This window comes from Kitasatospora griseola (assembly GCF_014648555.1).
Taxonomy (GTDB): Bacteria; Actinomycetota; Actinomycetes; order Streptomycetales; family Streptomycetaceae; genus Kitasatospora; species Kitasatospora griseola.
Map to the genome: position 1 here is coordinate 54,074 of NZ_BMRI01000037.1, position 19,808 is coordinate 73,881.

Annotated in this window: 13 protein-coding genes and 1 tRNA gene; 6 read left to right on the forward strand and 8 right to left on the reverse strand. The window is 71.9% G+C overall.

Annotated features, from left to right (window positions below; genetic code table 11):
* Positions 1-59: 59 nt before the first annotated feature.
* The 3 genes from IEZ12_RS31395 to IEZ12_RS31405 all read right to left on the reverse strand — a co-directional run bounded on the left by IEZ12_RS31395 (position 60) and on the right by IEZ12_RS31405 (position 3,042).
* Positions 60-440 carry a VOC family protein gene (locus IEZ12_RS31395; protein WP_189276926.1) on the reverse strand — a complete coding sequence of 127 codons (381 nt, stop codon included), beginning with the start codon at positions 438-440 and terminating at the stop codon, positions 60-62.
* Between the two features lie 95 nt (positions 441-535).
* Entirely contained in the window at positions 536-1,165 is a 630-nt protein-coding gene (locus IEZ12_RS31400; protein ID WP_229848381.1) for a hypothetical protein, read from the reverse strand.
* Positions 1,166-1,374: 209 nt separating this feature from the next.
* Positions 1,375-3,042, reverse strand: coding sequence for a chitinase (locus IEZ12_RS31405; RefSeq protein WP_189276899.1), 1,668 nt, complete (start codon positions 3,040-3,042; stop codon positions 1,375-1,377).
* A gap of 245 nt (positions 3,043-3,287) precedes the next feature.
* Here IEZ12_RS31405 and IEZ12_RS31410 point away from each other — a divergent pair, with 245 nt between their 5' ends.
* Positions 3,288-6,515: a S41 family peptidase gene (locus IEZ12_RS31410; RefSeq protein ID WP_229848382.1), complete on the forward strand. Its 3,228-nt coding sequence runs from the start codon at positions 3,288-3,290 to the stop codon at positions 6,513-6,515.
* Positions 6,516-6,582: 67 nt separating this feature from the next.
* Here the strand turns inward: IEZ12_RS31410 and IEZ12_RS31415 are convergent, their stop codons facing one another.
* Complete coding sequence (locus IEZ12_RS31415; protein ID WP_189276902.1) at positions 6,583-7,566, reverse strand: hypothetical protein; 984 nt, start codon at positions 7,564-7,566, stop codon at positions 6,583-6,585.
* 266 nt (positions 7,567-7,832) lie between these two features.
* Positions 7,833-8,051, reverse strand: a complete 219-nt coding sequence (locus IEZ12_RS31420) for a hypothetical protein (protein WP_043914085.1) — start codon at positions 8,049-8,051, stop codon at positions 7,833-7,835.
* 346 nt (positions 8,052-8,397) lie between these two features.
* Between IEZ12_RS31420 and adhE the strand changes: the two genes are divergently transcribed.
* From adhE to pflA, 3 genes are all read left to right on the forward strand, one after another.
* On the forward strand, positions 8,398-11,019 hold the full coding sequence (gene adhE / locus IEZ12_RS31425; protein WP_189276903.1) for a bifunctional acetaldehyde-CoA/alcohol dehydrogenase: 2,622 nt from the start codon (positions 8,398-8,400) through the stop codon (positions 11,017-11,019).
* A 127-nt stretch (positions 11,020-11,146) separates the two neighbouring features.
* On the forward strand, positions 11,147-13,414 hold the full coding sequence (pflB, locus tag IEZ12_RS31430) for a formate C-acetyltransferase (protein ID WP_189276905.1): 2,268 nt from the start codon (positions 11,147-11,149) through the stop codon (positions 13,412-13,414).
* 32 nt (positions 13,415-13,446) lie between these two features.
* Positions 13,447-14,199 carry a pyruvate formate-lyase-activating protein gene (gene pflA / locus IEZ12_RS31435; RefSeq protein ID WP_189276907.1) on the forward strand — a complete coding sequence of 251 codons (753 nt, stop codon included), beginning with the start codon at positions 13,447-13,449 and terminating at the stop codon, positions 14,197-14,199.
* Between the two features lie 7 nt (positions 14,200-14,206).
* On the opposite strand, the gene IEZ12_RS31440 is transcribed toward pflA, so the two are convergent.
* From IEZ12_RS31440 to IEZ12_RS31450, 3 genes are all read right to left on the reverse strand, one after another.
* On the reverse strand, positions 14,207-16,258 hold the full coding sequence (locus tag IEZ12_RS31440; protein ID WP_189276909.1) for a phosphocholine-specific phospholipase C: 2,052 nt from the start codon (positions 16,256-16,258) through the stop codon (positions 14,207-14,209).
* A 316-nt stretch (positions 16,259-16,574) separates the two neighbouring features.
* Positions 16,575-17,210: a pentapeptide repeat-containing protein gene (locus IEZ12_RS31445; protein WP_189276911.1), complete on the reverse strand. Its 636-nt coding sequence runs from the start codon at positions 17,208-17,210 to the stop codon at positions 16,575-16,577.
* Between the two features lie 7 nt (positions 17,211-17,217).
* On the reverse strand, positions 17,218-18,393 hold the full coding sequence (locus IEZ12_RS31450; RefSeq protein ID WP_229848384.1) for a low temperature requirement protein A: 1,176 nt from the start codon (positions 18,391-18,393) through the stop codon (positions 17,218-17,220).
* Between the two features lie 499 nt (positions 18,394-18,892).
* Here IEZ12_RS31450 and IEZ12_RS31455 point away from each other — a divergent pair, with 499 nt between their 5' ends.
* On the forward strand, positions 18,893-19,651 hold the full coding sequence (locus IEZ12_RS31455) for a bestrophin-like domain (protein ID WP_229848386.1): 759 nt from the start codon (positions 18,893-18,895) through the stop codon (positions 19,649-19,651).
* A gap of 80 nt (positions 19,652-19,731) precedes the next feature.
* Positions 19,732-19,805, forward strand: a tRNA-Lys gene (locus IEZ12_RS31460).
* Positions 19,806-19,808 lie beyond the last annotated feature (3 nt).

Sequence of the window (19,808 nt, forward strand, 5' to 3'; positions counted from 1 at the left end):
AGAAGGCCCCTCGCGGAAGCGAGGGGCCTTCTGTGTTTTTCGCTGTTCCTCGCCCCTCCTCACGCCGCACGCCGCTCGTTCACGCACAGCACGTTGCCGTCCAGGTCCTTGAACCACGCGGCCCGCATGCCGTCGGCCTCGGCGACACCGTTCAGGGTCTTCAGGCCCGGCAGGTCGTACTCCTCGAACACCACGCCACGACCGCGCAGTTCGGTCATCTCGGTGTCCAGGTCGGCGACCTTCCAACTGGCCAGCGTGTGACCGGCCTGCCCCCCGTAGGGCGTCTCGTACAGCGAGAACTCACAGCCCCCGGACCGGAACGTGACATCCTCTGCCCCCTCCGTCACCACCTCCAGCCCGAGCGTCTCCCGGTAGTACTGCTTCGCCCGTCCCATGTCGGTCACCGGAATCACCGCGCACAACGGCGCATCGCCCAGCATCACCACCACCTCCTCCCCTCAGGCTAGGCACCCCGTCCCCACCCCGCACCCGCCTGCGGCGCGCAGGCGCCCTGGCCCGGACCGCCTGCCGGTCGTCAGGCGTCGGCGCCGCACATGAGCCGGGCGGCCTCGCGTCCGCTCTGGCCGGCGGGCTCGGCGCAGTCCACCGTGCCCGCCAGGGGGAAGTCCGCCTGGAAGCTGGTGACGGAGCCGACGGCGTCCGGGCGCCCCGCGCCCGTCCCCGCGCAGTGGCGGACGAAGGAACTCGTGATCACCCAGTTGAACGCGTATCCGAGGAACCGGCCCGGCTTGCCGACGCCCGCGGTCGGGTTCGAATACGGCTTCAGCGGCTTGCCGAACTCCGGCAGCCCCGGGGTGCGCGACTGGCGGACGAACGCGTCGTACGCGTGGCGGGCGTCCGCGCCGCCCGCGCTCGACACCGCCGTCGCGGTGAGCGGCCGGACGGCCAGCGCGTGGGAGAAGTCCACCGGGCCGCCGTCCGGCGCCGTGAGAGTGACGGCCGGGGTGACGTACGTCAGCGTCTCGGTCCTCACGTCCGGGGTGAACTCGTAGCGCGGGTACGCGCAGTCGGCCGCAGCAGAGGCGGTCGGCGCGGTGGCGGTCGGCGCGGGCAGCGCCCGGTCCCGGTGCGGCGTCGTGCAGCCGACCGCCGCCAACACCAGCGCGACGGCTCCCGCCCACCGCACGGATCGTGCTCGTTGCATCTCTCCCCCTCGCCCCCTCGGATCATGGCGCGACACCCGGACGGCGAACGGTCCCCGTGACCGGACCGGTACCGGATGCGAACCGACCTGTCACGAACGACCGGGGCGGCCGGGATCGAGGGGCTCCCCGCCTTGCCCCGACGGACACACCGGCGCACGCGCGGGGGCCGGCCGCCTTCCCGGCGGCCGGCCCCGTGCGTGCGGCCCGGTCAGCCGAAGTAGCTGTGGAAGTTCTTCGAGAACTCGTTCCCGTTGTAGTTGTCCCAGTTGATCGACCAGGTCATCAGCCCGCGGAGGTTCGGCTGCTTGCCGGCGCGCGGGGTGTAGGAGCCGCAGCCGGTGCCCTTGGTGAGGCAGTCCAGGGCCTGGTTGACCACGGCCGGGGCGACGTAGCCGTTGCCCGCGTAGGTGTTGGCGGGCATGCCGACCGCGACCTGGGAGGGCTTGAGGGGCGGGAACATGTTGGCGGTGTTGCCGGCCACCGGGAAGCCGGCGAGGAGCATGTCGGTCATGGCGATGTGGAAGTCCGCGCCGCCCATGTTGTGGTACTGGCCGTCGAGTCCCATGATCGAGCCCGAGTTGTAGTCCTGGACGTGAAGCAGCGTCAGGTCGTCGCGCAGCGCGTAGATGACCGGCAGGAACGCTCCGGCGCGCGGGTCCTGGCCGCCCCAGGGGCCCGAGCCGTAGTACTGGTAGCCGAGCTGGACGAAGAAGGTCTCCGGCGCCATGGTCAGCTGGAACTTGGCCCCGTACTTGGCCTTCAAGGTCTTCACGGCCGAGATCAGGTTGGTGATCACCGGCGTGGTCGGGTTCTTGAAGTCGTTGTCGCCGGTGTTGAGCGACAGCGAGTGTCCTTCGAAGTCGATGTCGAGGCCGTCGAGGCCCCACTTGTCGATGATCGAGGAGACCGAGGAGACGAAGGCGTCGCGTGCGGCGGTGGTGGTGAGCTGCACTTCGCCGTTCTGGCCGCCGATCGACAGCAGCACCTTCTTGCCCTTGGCCTGCTTCGCGGCGATCGCCGCCTTGAAGTCGGCGTCGGACTCGACGCCCGGGCACTGGGCGACCGGGCAGCGGTTGAAGTGGATGTTGCCGGAGGTGATGGAGTCCGGCTCGCCGAAGGCCAGGTCGATGATGTCCCAGCTGTCGGGCACGTCCGACATCTTCAGGTACCCGGCGCCGTTGGCGAAGCTCGCGTGCAGGTACCCCACCAGCGCGTGGCTCCCGGCCGGCGGCGGCGAGGTCGCCGAGCCCGACGGACTGGCGCTGGCCGAAGCGGAAGCAGAGGCCGAGGCGGAGGCGGACGCGGAAGCCGAGGCGGACGCAGAGGCGGACGGGCTCGGCGAGCTGGGCGCCGAGGGCGAGGAGCTCGGTGCGCCCGGCCCGTCCAGCGAGATGTCGTCCGCGTAGTAGGCGCCCTGCCCGTACCAGCCGTGGGTGAAGACGGTGGCGGAGGTCTGGGTGGCGGTGGTGGTGAAGCTGACGGACAGCTTCTGGTAGGCGCCGCCGGTGCCGGGCGTCCAGGTCGAGCTGCCGCCGTTGACGCCGAGGTAGACGTACGCGCCGTTGACGTACGCGCTGAGCGTGTACGTGGTATTGGGGGCGACGGCGACGGTCTGGGTGCACTGGGCGGTGTCGGTGGCGGAGGCCGCGCCGGCGAGTGCGTAGCTGCCGCTGTGCGCGTGGCCGGTGACGACGCTGCCGGTGGCGCCGCTGCAGGTCCAGGGGGCCAGGGCGCCGGACTCCAGGCCGCCGTTGACCAGGAATTCGCCGGCCGAGGCCGACCCGGCCAGTCCGAAGCTGATGGCGACGGCGCCCGCGGCCGCCACCGCCCAGGCCGTTCCGGCGGCGAGCAGCCGCTTCTTCCGGGAAGTGCGCATGTGGGGATGCTCCTGCCTGATGTGTGGGGGACGTCCGTCTCCCGCCCGCCGGACTGTGGGGTTCCCGGCCCGGGGCGTGCCGCCGCACCGGCACGCACCCTGGGAGTTGGACTAGACCACTGAACCGGCTCGGCCCGCCCCTGTCAATGGACCGACGACCGGCGTTCCCTGACGGTGACTCAGCCCGGGGGAACGCGCCCGGACCCGCCCGCGTTGCGGCCCCCGGCGCGGGGTCGAACCATGGAGTGGTGCCCGGATACCTGCGTTTCCCTCATGTACGCGACGGTCTGCTCGCCTTCACCGCCGAGGACGACGTCTGGGTCGCGCCGCTCGCCGCGGACGGCCGCGTCGGACGGGCCTGGCGGGCCAGTGCCGACCGGACCAGGGTCAGCCACCCCAGGCTGTCGCCGGACGGCGCCTCACTGGCCTGGACGAGCTGGTTCGCGCTGACCCCGGAGGTGTTCACCGCCCCGGTGGCGGGCGGCCCGGCGACCCGGTTGACGTACTGGGGCAGCCAGGACACCCGGGTGCGGGGGTGGCTGCCGAACGGGGACGTGCTGGCGGTCAGCTCGTACCACGAGCCGTTCGCCCACTACACCTGGGCGTGGGAGCTGCCGCCGGACGGCTCGCCGGGCCGCCGGATGCCGTGGGGGCCGGTCGCGGACGCCCAGATGGGCGAGGAGCACACGGTGCTGCTGACCGATGCCGCCCCGCACGAGCCGGCCTCCTGGAAGCGGTACCGGGGCGGCGCGAAGGGCCGGCTGTGGGTGGACCACGACCTGCTGCTGCCCGACCTGCCGGGGCACCTGGCCGCGCCGATGCCGGTGGCGACCCCCGCGGGGACCAGGGTGGCGTTCCTGTCCGACCACGAGGGGGTCGGCAACGTGTACTCGGTGCGCCCGGACGGCAGCGACCTGCGCCGGCACACCGACCACGCCACGTACTACGCGCGGGAGGCCGCCACCGACGGGACCCGGATCGTCTACCAGCACGCCGGCGACCTGTGGCTGCTGGACAGCCTCGACGCGCCCGCCCCGCACCGCCTGGAGGTGCCGCTCGGCGGCGCCCGGTCCGGCCGCCGCCCGTACCAGGTGAGCGCCGCGAACAACGTCAAGGACCTGGCCTGCGACGCCACCGGCCGGGCCGGGGTGATCAACGTGCGCGGCTCGCTGTACTGGCTGACCCACCGGGAGGGCCCGGCCCGGGTGCTGGCCGACACGCCGGGGGTACGCTGCCGGCTGCCGCTGGTGCTCGGCTGGGGCGGGCAGGCCGCCTGGGTCACCGACGCGGAGGGCGAGGACGCGATCGAGCTGGCACCGCTGCCCGGCAAGGACGGCCCGGCGGACGGGCGGGCCGTGCACCGGCGGATCGCCGCGGGCCGGATCGGCCGGGTCCAGGAGCTGTCCGCCGCCCCCGACGGCAGTCTGCTGGCGGTGGCCTGCTCGGACGGCCGACTGCTGCTGGTGGACACCGCCGAGGGCGGCGTCACCGAGGTCGCCGCGTCCCGGTTCGGACCGGTCTCCAGCCCGTCGTTCTCCCCGGACTCGCAGTGGCTGACCTGGTCCCAGCCGGTCGCGGGCCGCTCGCTGCGCGCCGTCCGGCTGGCCCGGGTGGACCGGCCGGAGCGCATCGTCGACGTCACCGGCGGCCGGTTCGAGGACGAGCATCCGGTGTTCACCCGGGACGGCCGGTTCCTGGTGTTCCTGTCCTGGCGGGGCTTCGACCCGGTGCACGACGTGCACACCGGCGACCTGTCGTTCCCGCTCGGCTGCCGCCCGTACCTGGTACCGCTGGCCGCCGACACCCCGTCGCCGTTCGCCTCCCCGGCCGAGGGCCGCCCGCCGGTCGGCCTGGACCCGGAGGAGGCCACCGGCGACGGCACCGTGCGGGTGGACGAGGAGGGGCTGAGCAAGCGCCTGGTGCCGTTCCCGGTGATCGCCTCCAAGTACTCGGCGACGGCGGCGGTGCGCGGCGGGGTGATCTGGCTGCGCTGGCCGATCTCCGGCGCGCTCGGCCAGACCTTCGCCAACCCGGAGGACACCTCCGGCCGCCCCGCGCTGGAGTTCTTCGACCTGGCCCGGGGCCGCCGCAGCACGCTGGTGGACCAGTTGGACGGCTTCGCGGTGTCCGCCGACGGCTCCGCGGTCTCGGTGTTCTCGGGCGGCGCGCTCAAGCTGTACCCGATGGCCGCGCCCACCGCCCCGCTCGCCGTCGACCTGCGCCGGATCACCCACACCGTGCACCCGGCCGCCGAGTGGCGGCAGTCCTACTTCGAGGCCGCCCGGATCGTCGCCGACCAGTTCTGGGACGCCGGCATGTGCGGCCTCGACTGGCCCGAACTCACCGACCAGTACGCCCCGTTGCTGGACCGGGTGGCCTCCCCCGACGACTTCGCCGACCTGCTGCGCGAACTGCTCGGCGAGCTCGGCACCTCGCACGCCTACGTCACCCCGTCCCGGCGCGGCGAGGGCCCGGCGATCGCCCAGCTGCCGCTCGGCCTGCTCGGCGCCAACGCGCACCGCGACCCGGACGGCCGCTGGCTGGTCGACCGGATCCTGCCCGGCGAGTCCTCCGACCCCAAGGCCCGTGCGCCGCTCGCCGGTTACGGCGTGCAGGACGGCGACGAGCTGGTCGCCGTGGACGGCCGTCCGCCCGACCCGGTGCGCGGCCCCGCGCCGCTGCTGGCCGGCACCGGCGGCACCACGGTGGAGCTGACGGTCCGCCACGGCGAGCGGCTGCGCCGGATCGCCGTCACCCCGCTCACCGACGAGCGGCCCATCCGCTACCAGGACTGGGTGGCCAAACGCCGCCACCTGGTACGGGAGTTCAGCAACGGCGTGTGCGGCTACCTGCACATCCCGGACCTCGGCGGCTCCGGCTGGGCCCAGTTCAACCGCGACCTGCGCTCCGAACTCGCCCACCCCGCACTGGTGTTGGACGTCCGCGGGAACGCCGGCGGGAACGTCTCCGAGCTGGTCCTGGAGAAGCTCCGCCGCCGCGTCCTCGCCTGGGACTTCACCCGCGGCCGGCAGCCCGTCCGCTGGCCCCGGGACGCGCCGCGCGGCCCCGTGGTCGCGCTCGCCGACCACGCCACCAGCTCCGACGGCGACGTCATCATCGCCGCCATCAAGGCCCTCGACCTCGGCCCGGTGGTCGGCACCCGCACCTGGGGCGGCGTGGTCGGCATGACCGGCCGGCACGCGCTCGGCGACGGCACCCAGATCTCCGTCCCGAAGAACGCCTCCTGGTTCACCGGCGGCATCGGCTTCTCCATCGAGAACCACGGCGTCGCCCCCGACATCGAGGTCGTCCGCACCCCGCGCGACTGGGCCCGCGGCGAACACACCGACCTCGCCGCCGCCGTCACCCTCGCCCTCGACCTCCTCACCACCACCCCCGCCGCCGCACCCCCGCCCCCGACCGTCGCCCGGCCCGACCTCCGCCGCCCGCCGCTGCCACCGCGAGAGCCCTGAGGGCGGGGCCCAGAACGCCGTGTGGCCGGCCCCCGGAAGGGGCCGGCCACACGGGGGAACGACGCTGTTACTTGGTGCCGCGGGAACGACGGCGGGTGTTGAGGAAGAACACGCCGCCCGCGGCGGCGAGGGCGAGGGCCCCGGCGGCCAGCGGCGCGGACTTGTCGCTGCTGTTGCCGGCGGCGGCGACCTGCTCGGTGTTCACGTTGGTGGGAACCGACGCGGACAGCACGTTGGTGCCGGTGCCCGAGGACGGCGACACCCACGAGGAGGGCGACACCCACGGGGACGGCGACGTCCAGGGGGTCTGCGACGGCGACGCGGACGGCGACGTCCAGGAGGACGGCGAGGCCGACGGGGACGTCCAGGAGGACGGGGAGGCGGACGGGGACGGCGACGTCCAGGAGGACGGGGAGGCCGACGGGGAGGGCGACACCCACGGGGACGGCGAGACCGGCCCGGTGTTCGAGTCCACCCGCGGCATGGGCTGGTGGTTGCTCTCCAGGCTGCGGTCGCCGTCCGCCGCGCCGCGGGCGAACACCGTGCCCCCGGTGATCTGCGACGCGACCGACTTCGGCGCGGTGATCGTCAGCTCGAAGCGGACCGTCTCGCCGTTCGCCAGCGGCGTGTCCAGCGCGCCGGAGGCGCCCCAGATCGACGGGTCGCAGCCCATCCGGGTGGGCAGCTCGACCGTGCCGCTGTCCTTCACCCAGTTCACCTTGGTGTTGCTGGTGTTCATCACGCCGAGCTGGGTGAAGATCACCGGCACCACAGAGACGTGCTGGTACGCGGCCCCGGTGTTGTTCTTCGCCCAGAGCCACACCCGGTAGACCGCCGTGTCGCCGTCGAGGGCCGGGGCCATGTTGGAGCTGGTCGTCAGCTCGACGTGCCCGTTGTGGGCGGGCGCGTTCTCGACCGCGTTCTCGCCCGGCAGGTGGACCGAACCGTCGGCGCACGGCACCACCGGCGTGTTGTCGTCCGCCCAGGCGGTCCCGCCGGCCACACCGGTGGCGGCGAGCATGATCGCGGCGACCGCGGTGGCCTTCTTCACGGAAGCGATGGACGGTGCGAACCGACGAGCGGTCATGGTGGTCCCCCCCAAGGGATCGAATCTGGCCGAGCTGCAAGAGACAGCGCTCCTGCCAGGCCATCTTCCCCTCGGCCCGGTCCGTCGCGCAAGAACAATCTATCCCTCCCAACGTCCTTGGGGCGTATGCCTCCTGTCACTGAACTGTCACAGGACCCTCACCCGAGCCACCGGCCCCGGACAGGCGGACGCCGGCGCCGTTCGGCACCGGCGTTCACGAGTGGGTGTCATCAGCCCCAGGGGTCGCCCTCGGCCGTCATGTTCTCGGCGGCCTCGCGGTCCTCGCGTTCCTGCTGGACGCGGCGCTCCGCCTCGTCGCGGGTGCGTTCCACGGTGTCGCCGAAGGCGTCGGCGGCCTCGTCGTGGGCGAGGGCGGCCCGCTCGGCGGAGTCCTCGGCCGGGGCAGCGGGCTGGGCGGGCTGATGGCGGAACCTGTCGAAGATGCCCATGTCTCCTCCTCGGGTGGGCGTCCCCCCTGCTTCGGTGCCTCTCCTGTCACGGTACGCCGCCGGGGATCGGTCACACGTACCCGTGCGGGCTCCGCCCACCCTCGCACCGCCCTCCCGGCGTCGCACCCCGGCGGCCTGCGACTCACCCGCCCGGCGGACACCGCCGCCGCGCCGGGGGCATCCCGAACTCCCGTACGGCGCAACGGAGAAGGCCGATGGTCCCGGTGGATCGCGCCCATCGGCCGTAGCCGCGACAGGGTCCGCCGCCCGACGCTGAGGGGGTCAACCGGTCCCGGCAGTGCCGCCGGGGCGCCCCGCAGCCGCACCCCGAGAGGTGAGCCGCGCCATGTCCGGTCAGAACTCCCCCACCGTGAACGCCGAGCACGTCGAGATCACCGAGCACGTCGACGCCCTGGTCCGCAACGGGCACAAGGCCCTCCAGGAGTACGCGGGTCTCACCCAGGAACGGGTGGACCGGATCGTCAAGAAGGCCTCGCTGGCCGCGCTGGCCGCGCACACCCGGCTGGCGGTGCTGGCCGTGGAGGAGACCGGGCGCGGGGTGTTCGAGGACAAGGCGGTGAAGAACGTCTTCGCCTGCGAGCACGTCACGCACTCGATGGCCGGGATGCGGACGGTCGGGGTGATCTCCCGGGACGACCTCGACGGGATCGTGGAGATCGCCGAGCCGGTGGGCGTGGTCGCCGCCCTCACCCCGGTGACCAATCCGACGTCCACCACCGTCTTCAAGGCGCTGATCGCGCTGAAGACCCGCAACCCGATCGTGTTCGCCTTCCATCCTTCGGCGCAGCGCTGTTCGGCGGAGGCGGCCCGGATCGTCCGGGACGCGGCGATCGCGGCGGGCGCCCCGGCGCACTGCGTGCAGTGGGTCGACCGTCCGTCGATGGCGGCGACGGACGCGCTGATGCGGCACGAAGGGGTGGCGACGATCCTCGCCACCGGCGGCAACTCGATGGTGCGGGCGGCCTATTCGTGCGGGAAGCCGGCACTGGGCGTGGGCGCGGGGAACGTCCCGGCGTACGTGGAGCGGAGCGCGGACCTGAAGCGCGCGGTGAACGACATCGTGCTGTCGAAGTCCTTCGACAACGGGATGATCTGCGCCTCCGAGCAGGCGGTGATCCTGGACGACGAGGTGTACGAGCCGGCGCTGGCGGAGTTCCGGACGCTGAAGGCACACCTGGCGGGCCCGGAGGAGAAGGCTCTGCTGGAGCGCCACCTGTTCGACGGGAAAGGGAAGTTGAACCCGGCGGTGGTCGGGCAGTCGGCGCAGGCGGTCGCGCAGGGGGCGGGCTTCGAGGTGCCGGAGGACACCTCGGTGATCCTGGCGGAGGTCGCCGGGGTGGGCGCACAGGAGCCGTTGACCCGGGAGAAGCTCTGCCCGGTGCTGGCGGTGCTGCGCGCCCGGTCGCGTGCGCAGGGCGTCCAACTCGCCGCCCGCATGGTGGAGTTCAACGGCCTGGGGCACTCGGCGGCGGTGCACACCGAGGATGCGGCGTTCGCCGAGGAGTTCGGCGCCGGGGTGCAGGCGTGCCGGATCATCTGGAACGCGCCGAGTTCGCAGGGCGGCATCGGCGACGTGTACAACGCGTTCCTGCCCTCGCTGACGCTGGGCTGCGGCTCCTGGGGGCACACCTCGGTGTCGGGGAACGTCTCGGCCCTGCACCTGATCAACGTCAAGCGGATCGGGCGGCGCAACACCAACATGCAGTGGTTCAAGGTCCCGCCGAAGATCTTCTTCGAGCGCAACTCGCTCGGCTACCTGGCGGACATGCGCGGCGCGCACCGGGTGGTGGTGGTCACCGACCGCACGATGGTGGAGATCGGCCACCTGGAGCGGGTCCGGGAGGTGCTGCGGCGGCGCCCGGAGCCGGTGGAGGTGCGGGTGGTGGACTTCGTGGAGCCGAACCCGAGCATCGCGACGGTGGAGCGGGGCGCGGAGCTGATGCGCGACTTCCGGCCGGACACCATCGTGGCGCTGGGCGGCGGCTCGCCGATGGACGCGGCCAAGGTGATGTGGCTGATGTACGAGCACCCGGAGGTGGAGTTCGCGGACCTGAAGGAGAAGTTCTTCGACATCCGCAAGCGCGCCTTCACCTTCCCCGACCTGGGCGAGAAGGCGAAGCTGGTGTGCGTCCCGACCACCTCGGGCACCGGCAGCGAGGTCACTCCGTTCGCGGTGATCACCGACCCGGAGACCGGTCAGAAGTATCCGCTGGCGGACTACGCGCTCACCCCGACGGTGGCGATCGTGGACCCGGCGCTGACGACCGACCTCCCGGCGGCGGTGACGGCCGACTCCGGGTTCGACGCGCTGACGCACTGCATCGAGGCGTACGTGTCGGTGTACGCCAACGACTTCACCGACGGCCTGGCGCTGCAGGGCATCCGGCTGGTCTTCGAGAACCTGGCGGCGGCGGTCCACGACGGCCCGAACGACCCGGTGGCGCGGGAGCGGATGCACAACGCCGGGACGATCGCGGGCATGGCGTTCGGCTCGGCGTTCCTGGGCGCGGTGCACGCGATGGCGCACACCCTGGGCGCAACCTTCCACGTGGCGCACGGGCGGACCAACGCGCTGCTGCTGCCGCACGTGATCCGCTGGAACGGCTCGGCGCCGGCCAAGGTGACCGGCTGGCCGAAGTACCGCAGCTACGTGGCCCCGGAGCGGTACCGGCAGATCGCCCGGATGCTGGGCCTGCCCGCCGACACCCCCGAGCAGGGCGTGGAGTCGCTGGCGCTCGCGGTCGAGGAGCTGCGCGAGCGGGTCGGCATTCCGCGCTCGTTCAAGGAGGCCGGGGTGGACGAGGCGGCGTTCCTGGCGGGGCTGGACCGGCAGGCGATGAACGCATACGAGGACCAGTGCGCGCCGGCCAATCCGCGGCTGCCGATGCTGCGGGACATGCGGCGGCTGATGACCCTGGCGTACTACGGCGACGACCGGGCGGTGTGAGGCCCCGCCTCGGACTCGGGAAGCGATCCGGGGACCAAGGTCCCCGCTGATCAGGACTTTTCGATCCCATGTGAGTTCGTGAATCGTTTCACAATAGTGCGCGTAGGCGAGAGGCGGGAGCGAGGCAATGAGCACGCAGCACGCGGAGCGCATCCACAGCGGTGCGTGGGACGGCTTCAAGGGCGGCCTGTGGCGGGACGCCGTCGACGTCCGCGACTTCATCCAGCAGAACTACACCCCGTACGAGGGCGACGCCGCCTTCCTGGCCGGGCCGACCGCGCGGACCGCGGCGATCTGGCGGCGGATCACCGACCTGTTCCCCGAGGAGCGGGCCAAGGGTGTCCTGGACGTCTCCTGGGACACGCCGTCCACCATCACCGCGCACGCCCCCGGGTACATCGACCGGGACAACGAGCTGATCGTCGGCCTGCAGACCGACGCCCCGCTGAAGCGGGCGATCATGCCGAACGGCGGCTGGCGGATGGTCGCGGGCGCGCTGGAGACGTACGGCTACCCGGTGGACCCGCAGTGGGAGAAGGTCTTCACCGTCCATCGCAAGACCCACAACGCGGGCGTGTTCGACGCCTATACGCCCGAGATCCGGGCCGCCCGCAAGGCCGGCATCGTCACCGGTCTGCCGGACGCGTACGGGCGGGGCCGGATCATCGGCGACTACCGGCGGGTGGCGCTGTACGGCGTGGACCGGCTGATCGCCGCCAAGCGCGAGGAGAAGACCGGCCTGGACGCCGCGCCGCGCGACCCGCGCGCGGTGGAGGACACCATCCGGGAGCGCGAGGAACTGGCCGAGCAGATCCGCGCGCTGGAGGAGCTCAAGGCGATGGCCGCGAGCTACGGCCAGGACATCTCCGGGCCGGCCGCCACCGCCCAACAGGCGATCCAGTGGCTGTACTTCGCCTACCTGGCGGCCGTGAAGGAGCAGAACGGCGCGGCCATGTCGCTCGGCCGCACCTCGACCTTCCTGGACGTCTACCTGGAACGCGACCTGGCCGAGGGCCGGCTGACGGAGAGCCGGGCGCAGGAGCTGATCGACGACTTCATCGTCAAGCTGCGGATCGTCCGCTTCCTGCGCACCCCCGAGTACGACGAGCTGTTCTCCGGCGACCCGACCTGGGTCACCGAGTCGATCGGCGGCATCGGCGCCGACGGCCGCCCGCTGGTCACCCGCACCTCGTTCCGCTACCTGCAGACCCTGTACAACCTGGGCCCGGCCCCCGAGCCCAACATGACGGTGTTCTGGTCGCCGAAACTCCCGCAGGGCTTCAAGGAGTTCTGCGCGCAGGTGTCCATCGACACCTCCAGCGTGCAGTACGAGTCGGACGAGCTGATGCGCCCGCGCTTCGGCGACGACACCGCGATCGCCTGCTGCGTCTCCGCGATGGAGGTCGGCAAGCAGATGCAGTTCTTCGGCGCCCGGGTCAACCTCGCCAAGACACTGCTCTACGCGATCAACGGCGGGCGGGACGAGATCACCGGCGAGCAGGTCGGCCCCGGGACCGGCCCGATCGAGGCCGAGGTCCTGGACTACGACGAGGTGGTGGAGCGCTTCGACCGGCAGCTGGAGTGGCTGGCCGAGACGTACGTGCACGCGCTGAACGTCATCCACTACATGCACGACAAGTACGCGTACGAGCGCCTGGAGATGGCCCTGCACGACCGCGCCGTGCGGCGCACCATGGCCTGCGGCATCGCCGGGCTCGCGGTGGCGGCGGACTCGCTGTCGGCGATCAGGTACGCCACGGTGCGGCCGGTGCGCGACGCGTCCGGGCTCGCGGTCGACTACACCGTGGAGGGCGAGTACCCGGCGTACGGCAACAACGACGACCGGGCGGACGGGCTCGCGGTGCGGCTGGTCGAGGAGTTCATGCACAAGATCCGCAAGCACCCCACCTACCGGGACGCCGAGCACACCCAGTCGGTGCTGACCATCACCTCGAACGTGGTCTACGGCAAGAAGACCGGCTCCACCCCCGACGGCCGCCGGGCCGGCGAACCGTTCTCCCCGGGCGCCAATCCGATGAACGGCCGCGACACCCACGGCTACGTGGCCAGCTCCATGTCGGTGGCGAAACTCCCCTACGCCGCCGCCGAGGACGGCATCTCGCTGACCAACACCGTCACACCCGACGCGCTCGGCCGCACCCGCGAGGAGCGGGTGCGCAACCTGGCGGGCGTGCTCGACGGGTACACGGCCGTCGGCGGGTTCCACATGAACGTCAACGTGCTGAACCGGGACACCCTGCTGGACGCCATGGAGCACCCCGAGAAGTACCCGCAGCTGACCATCCGGGTCAGCGGCTACGCGGTCAACTTCGTCCGGCTGACCAGGGAACAGCAGCTGGATGTCGTCAACCGCACCTTCCACGGCTCGCTCTGAGCCACCGTCGACGGGTCCCAGGAGGCACCGGCATGCTCACCACCGTTCTGAAGCCGAGCGGCTCGGTGCACTCCTGGGACCTGTCGACCGGCGTGGACGGCCCCGGCACCCGGTTCGTGGTCTTCCTCGCCGGGTGCCCGCTGAACTGCCTGTACTGCCACAACCCCGACACCATGCGGATGGCGAGCGGCCACCGGACCACGGCCGACGAGGTGGTCGCCGAGGCCGCCAAGTACACCGCCTTCATCCACGCCTCCGGCAGCGGCGGCGCCACCCTCTCCGGCGGCGAACCCCTGCTCCAGCCGGCCTTCACCGGCGAGCTGCTCCACCGCTTCAAGCACGAGCTGGGCCTGCACACCGCCCTCGACACCTCGGGCTTCCTCGGCGCCCGGGCGGACGACGCCCTGCTCGCCGACACCGACCTCGTCCTGCTCGACATCAAGTCCTGGGACCGCGCCCTCTACCGCCGCCTGACCGGCCAACGGCTCGAACCCACCCTCGACTTCGCCCGCCGGCTCGCCGACCTCGGCAAGGACGTCCACCTGCGCTTCGTCCTGGTCCCCGGCCTCACCGACCCGCCCGAGAACGTCGCGGGCGTCGCCGCCTTCGCCGCCTCCCTCGGCAACGTCTCCCGGGTCGACGTCCTCCCGTTCCACAAGCTCGGCCAGTCCAAGTGGGCCGCGCTGGGCCGGGAGTTCACCCTCGCCGACACGCCCGCCCCGACCGCGGAACAGGTGCAGGCCGCGCGCGACGCCTTCGCCGCGCACGGCCTGCGTGCGGTGTGACGTCGCGTCAGCCGGAGATCGAGGCGGCGCCGGTCTCCAGGTGGCCGGTGAAGCGCTGCGACCAGCTCGCGTCGCCGCTGACCGTCACCGTGAAGTCGTACCAACCGTTGGTGTAGGCCGCCGCGTTGAACCAGTCGCTGGTGGTGGCCCCGGCGGCGACCTGGTAGGTCCAGGGGCCGTCGGTGCGGTAGTTGGTGGAGGTGACGGTGAACGTCACGGGGGCGGTGCCGGTGTTGGCGAGCTTGAACCAGAGGGCGAGCTTGCCGGTGTCGGGGGCGGGCGCGTAGGTCGCGGTGACGGCCGCGTTCTTGCCGGCGGCGGTGGCGTCGCCGGTGAAGCGGCGCAGGAAGCGGTTCGGGCCGACCACCGTCAGGTCGTACTTGCCCGCGCCGTAGCCGGTGCCGCAGTTGAAGAAGTCGCTGGTCGCCGCGCCCGGGTCGACGGTGTACTGCCAGGGGCCGCCGGAGCGGTAGGCGTTGGCGTAGGCCGCGAAGTGGCTGGTGGCGCTCCCCGCGTTGGACATCGCGATCCAGACCTTCATCACCCCGCCGGAGCCGAACTCCAGGTGGTCCAGGTTCGCCACCGGCTGGTACGGCAGCGCCCGGGCCGGACGGGTGCCGGCCTCCTGCGCGGGCAGCTGGTTGTTGACGGGCGCCGGGTTCGGCAGCGGGCCGCAGGCGGCCAGACCGATGGTCCCCGAGGTGTCGGGCAGCGCGGGCATCCCGTACACCGGGTTCGCGAAGTCGAACAGTCCGGTCAGGTCGCCGCACACCCGGCGACGCCAGTCCGAGATGTTCACGCACGTCGCGGGCCGGCCCTGGGCGGCCGTCCACTTCTCCAGGAAGCGCAGCACCGAGGTGTGGTCGAAGGTCTCCGAGGACACCCAGCCGCCGCGGCTCCACGGCGAGACGGCGAGCATCGGGACGCGGAAGCCCAGACCGATGTTGGTGCCGCTGTAGAACTCCCCGGCGGTGCCGGCGGGTGCGGCCGGCGGCGGGACGTGGTCGAAGAAGCCGTCGTTCTCGTCGTAATTGACGAACAGGATCGAGGAGTTGAAGACGTTCGGGTCGGCGTTCAGGGCGTCCATCACGTTGTGCACGAAGTGCGCGCCGTCGGCCGGCGTGGCGTACGGGTGCTCCGAGGACGCCTGGTCCGGCACGATCCACGACACCTGCGGCAGGGTGCCCGCCAGCACGTCCGCCTTGATCGCCGCCACGATGTCGTCCGGCGTCCGGTTGGTGACCTTCGGGACGGAGCCCATGCCCTTCACCGCGAGGGCGCTGCCCGCCGGGGCCGAGGAGAACTGGGTGAAGTACGCCAGCGCGTTGTCGCCGTAGTTGTCCGACGCGTTCTGGTAGACCTTCCAGCTCACCCCCGCGTTCTCCAGCGCCTCCGCGTACGTCTGCCAGCGCAGCCCCGACTCGTCGCCGCCGTCGTACGCCGGACCGCCCGCCGCGCCGGACGGGTCGATCTGGCCGGACCAGTGGTACGTGCGGTTCGGGCCCGTCGCGCTCAGCACCGAGCAGTGGTAGGCGTCGCAGACCGTCCAGTTGTCGGCCAGCGCGTAGTGGAACGGGATGTCCGCCCTGGTCAGGTAGCCCATCGTGCGGACGTTGCCCTTGGCCGCCACCCAGGAGTCCAACTTGCCGCCGTTCCACGCCTTGTGCTGATCGGACCAGGCGTGGCTCAGGTCGCCGTTGCACTGCGCCAGCCGCTCCGGGTCCGCACCGCCGGCCGGCTTGGTGGCGCTGAACTGCCACGGGTACTGACGGCCCAGCAGGTTCGGCTGGTTGAAGACGCTGTAGCCGCCGGATATCTGGATCGCCGAGCGGTCCGCGAAGCCGCGCACGCCCTTGAGCATCCCGAAGTAGTGATCGAAACTCCGGTTCTCCTGCATCAGGACGACGATGTGCTTGGCGTCCGTGATGGTCCCCGTGGTCCCCGTCGGCGCCGCGACCGCCGGGACCGTCCCGCCCGCCACGCCCGACCCGGCGACCGCCGCACCGGCCGCCGCACTCGCCGACAGTGCGATGAACTTCCTACGACTCAGCTCTGCCACTTTGACCCGCCCGTCCCTTCGGCTGCTGCTGATGATGTTGTTCAGACACCTCGTGCCGAACGCCGAGCATCCTCACGCAGCCGGGGCGACATGGCCATGACTTTCCCCGAAGGATTGTTGGACTGTTCACCAGATGAACGGCGGGTACCCAAAAGGCCGTTGACGGCGCCCCGGCCCGAGGACCCCCACCAGCGCCCGCATCCTCGGCACCATCGCCCTCGCCATCGGCCTGACCGCCACCACCATCGGCACGATCACCGCCCTCCGGCAGTAGGCCCCCGGGGCAAGACCGACCGCGAAGCGGAACCCTCCCTCTTTACTCCTTGACGACGATCCCCAACGCCTGCGCGAACTGCGGCGCGAGGTCCAGCAGTTGGTGCGTCGAGATGATCGCGCCGCGCAGCCCCTGGTGGCCGTCGGGCAGGTCGAGGCTGGCGGCTCGGCGGAGGTCCACGCCCTTGAGGGTCGCGCCGCGCAGGCGGACGTCGTTCAGGGTGGAGCCGGGGAACGTCACGTTGGTGAGCTTCGCGTCGGCGAGGTCGACGTCGCGCAGGAGGCAGTCCTCGAAGACGACGTCGCGCAGTGTCGCCCCGCGCAGGTTGACCGCTTCGAGCTTGCACTGCCGGAAGACGGTGCGGCGGATCGCGGAGCTGTGCGCGGAGATGCCGGCCAGCACGGTGGAGTCGATCTCGGTGTCCTGCCACTCGCTCTCGGCGAGGTCGACCCCGACCAGTCGCCCGCCGTGCAGCCACGCGTCGTTGAAGCCGGCCCGGCGCAGCTTCGCGTTCTCCGCGCGGATGCCGGTGAACGCGCATTCCAGGAAGTGCGCGCCGCCGAGCTGCCCGGTCAGGTCGAGGTCGTCGAAGTGGACGGTGTCGTAGCGGGTGTCGGCCCGCAGCGGCCCGGTGTGGCGTTGCAGCAGGTGGGCGTAGGGGAGGTCTTCCAAGCGCACGGTTTCGTCAGCTCCGTTTCACGGTCTGCGTGGTCAGGGCGATGCCGATGGCGACGGCGAACGCCACCAGGAGGCCGGCGATGGGCACGGCGGCGTCCCCGGTCAGCGTCGCAGCCAGCACCGACAGCGCGGCGAGCGGCAGGATCGGCTGGGCGGCGCCGCGCTTGTGGTGGCGCACGTGCAGGGCCCAGACGGTGAACAGGAACAGCGCGGTCGGGACGGTGACGGCGGCGGCCGCGGCCCGGTCGGTCAGCTGGGTGGCACCGACCGCGTGCTGGACGGCGACCACCAGCCCGGCGCCGACGGCGGCCGCGGAGGCGAAGACGACGTAGTGGCCGTAGCCCCAGGGCAGCGCCTGGCGGGCGGAGTTCAGGTAGGGGTGGGCGTCGTCGGCGAAGTAGATCCACCAGGCGCCGAAGCAGATCAGCAGTCCGCCGCCGGCGATCGGCAGCAGTTCGGCGACGGCCTTGTGCTCGTCCAGCGCGGTCTGGATGGCGACGGTGGCGGCGGCGACCGTCTCGCCGAGCACGATGATGGTGAACAGTCCGTACCGCTCGGCGATGTGGTGCCGGTGCCACGGGGTCCGGTTGTGGGTCTCGGCCCAGACGGGGACGGCGAGTTCGGCGATCACGCCGACCGCGAACAGCACCGGGCGGGTCGCGTCCGGGACGAACAGCAGCACCACCCAGAACGCCTGGACGACCGTGATGCCGAGGGCGTAGCGCCGCGCGGCGGTCCGGGCAGGCCCGCTCTCGCTGCGGGCGGCGCGCAGCCACTGGGTGACCATGGCGAGGCGCATCAGCAGGTAGCCGACCACCACGAGGTCGAGGTTCTGGTCCCCGAAGAGGCGTGGCACGCCCGCGGCGAGCACCAGCACGCCGGTGATCTGGACGAGCGTGGTGAGCCGGTAGGGGACGTCGTCCACGTCGTACGCGGAGGCGAACCAGGTGAAGTTCATCCACGCCCACCAGATGGCGAAGAAGGACATCAGGTATCCCGGCAGGGCGACCGAGAGGCGTCCGGCGGCCAGCGCGTGGGCGAGTTCGTGGCCGGCCTGGGCGATGGCCACCACGAAGCACAGGTCGAAGAACAGTTCCAGCGGGGTGGAGACGCGATGGGACTCGCCCCGGTCGCGGGCCAGCATCCGGCGGACCGGACGGTAGCGGTCGGGGGCGGCGGTCATCGGCCTGCTTTCACGGCGGGGCCGCGCGGCTGGGAGCGCGCGCGGCCGGGGAGTTGCTCTCCCCACGATCCTTGCATCCGGGGCGCGAGGCCGCACGGACCGTCCGCGAACCGCCGATTGGCCCGGTTCGTCCGATTCGCCCGTCCGTCAGGCAGAGTTGACGCCGCAGTGCGCGATCCGGGTGACAGCTGGGGCCGTCCGGGGCGTGTGATGCGCAGCTTGTCCCGTCCGCCCCGTTTGGCCCGATAGATTCCTCTGCGGATGGACGGGCGGACGGCCGCTTCACGGGCAACGCGGAAGGTCAAGGAGGAAGGCGCGGACTCTGGGGGCGGACATGCCGCTGCGTCCCTGTTTCCGCCCGCCGGCACTCCTCGCGATCACCGCGCTGTCCGGCGGCGACTGACGGCCGGTCGGACCGTCCCCGTTCGCCGGGCCCGGCTCCTCCGCGGCCTGATGGCGGTGTCCGCACAGGTGTCCACCGAGGTCAGTGGGGGTCGTCGTGAACTGGGTCGATGGCGCGATCCTGGTCGGCATGCTGGTGGGCACGGCGGCCTGCATGCTCCTGGTGCAGCGCTACGCCTCCGTCCCGTCCCGGGTGAACTGCAACGACGTGGCGGGCTTCATCTTCGCCGCGGTCGGCGCGTTCTACGCGGTGCTGGTGGCCTTCGTGGTGATCGTGGTGTGGGAGAACACCTCGACCGCGCGGGCGACGACCTTCGAGGAGGCGGACGAGCTCGCCGGGGTCTACTGGATGTCCCGGCAGATGCCGCTGCCGGAGGGCGCCCAGCTGGAGGGGCTGACGCTCAGCTACGCGCACGCGGTGGTGAACACCGAGTGGCAGCAGATGACCGGGCACCACAGCGACCCGGCGGCGACCGCGTTGATGTACCAGGTCCGCGACACCGCGCTGGCCTTCCAGCCCAACGACAACCACGAGTCGACGATCTACCAGAACCTGGTGCAGCACGTGGACGGCCTGGCCAGCAAGCGCCGCGCCCGGCTGAACCTGATCGCGGACTGCGTACCGCCGCTGCTGTGGGCGGCGCTGATCGCCGGCGCGGTCGTCACCATCGCCTTCACCTTCCTGTTCGGCCTGTCCAACACCTGGGTGCACCTGATGATGGTGCTGTCGCTGGCCGGCCTGATCGGGCTGTCGCTGATCGCGATCAAGGAGATGAACTATCCGTTCGACGGCGCGAACTCGGTGAAGTCGACCGCGTTCGAGGTGTTCCTGGCCCGGCTCCCGCCCCCGCGCTGAGCCGTGGGCGACACTGCGTGGCGGCGGCGTCACGATTCGGTGGAACGGCGCCGGGCGTGTAATGTTCTCCAGGTCAGCAGGCGCCGCTAGCTCAGTTGGTTAGAGCAGCTGACTCTTAATCAGCGGGTCCGGGGTTCGAGTCCCTGGCGGCGCACAG

Coding starts and splice junctions, on each gene's coding strand:
- IEZ12_RS31395 (WP_189276926.1), bottom strand. CDS start 440: ATGCTGGGCGATGCGCCGTTGTGCGCGGTGATTCCGGTGACCGACATG.
- IEZ12_RS31400 (WP_229848381.1), bottom strand. CDS start 1,165: ATGCAACGAGCACGATCCGTGCGGTGGGCGGGAGCCGTCGCGCTGGTG.
- IEZ12_RS31405 (WP_189276899.1), bottom strand. CDS start 3,042: ATGCGCACTTCCCGGAAGAAGCGGCTGCTCGCCGCCGGAACGGCCTGG.
- IEZ12_RS31420 (WP_043914085.1), bottom strand. CDS start 8,051: ATGGGCATCTTCGACAGGTTCCGCCATCAGCCCGCCCAGCCCGCTGCC.
- adhE (WP_189276903.1), top strand. CDS start 8,398: ATGTCCGGTCAGAACTCCCCCACCGTGAACGCCGAGCACGTCGAGATC.
- pflB (WP_189276905.1), top strand. CDS start 11,147: ATGAGCACGCAGCACGCGGAGCGCATCCACAGCGGTGCGTGGGACGGC.
- pflA (WP_189276907.1), top strand. CDS start 13,447: ATGCTCACCACCGTTCTGAAGCCGAGCGGCTCGGTGCACTCCTGGGAC.
- IEZ12_RS31450 (WP_229848384.1), bottom strand. CDS start 18,393: ATGACCGCCGCCCCCGACCGCTACCGTCCGGTCCGCCGGATGCTGGCC.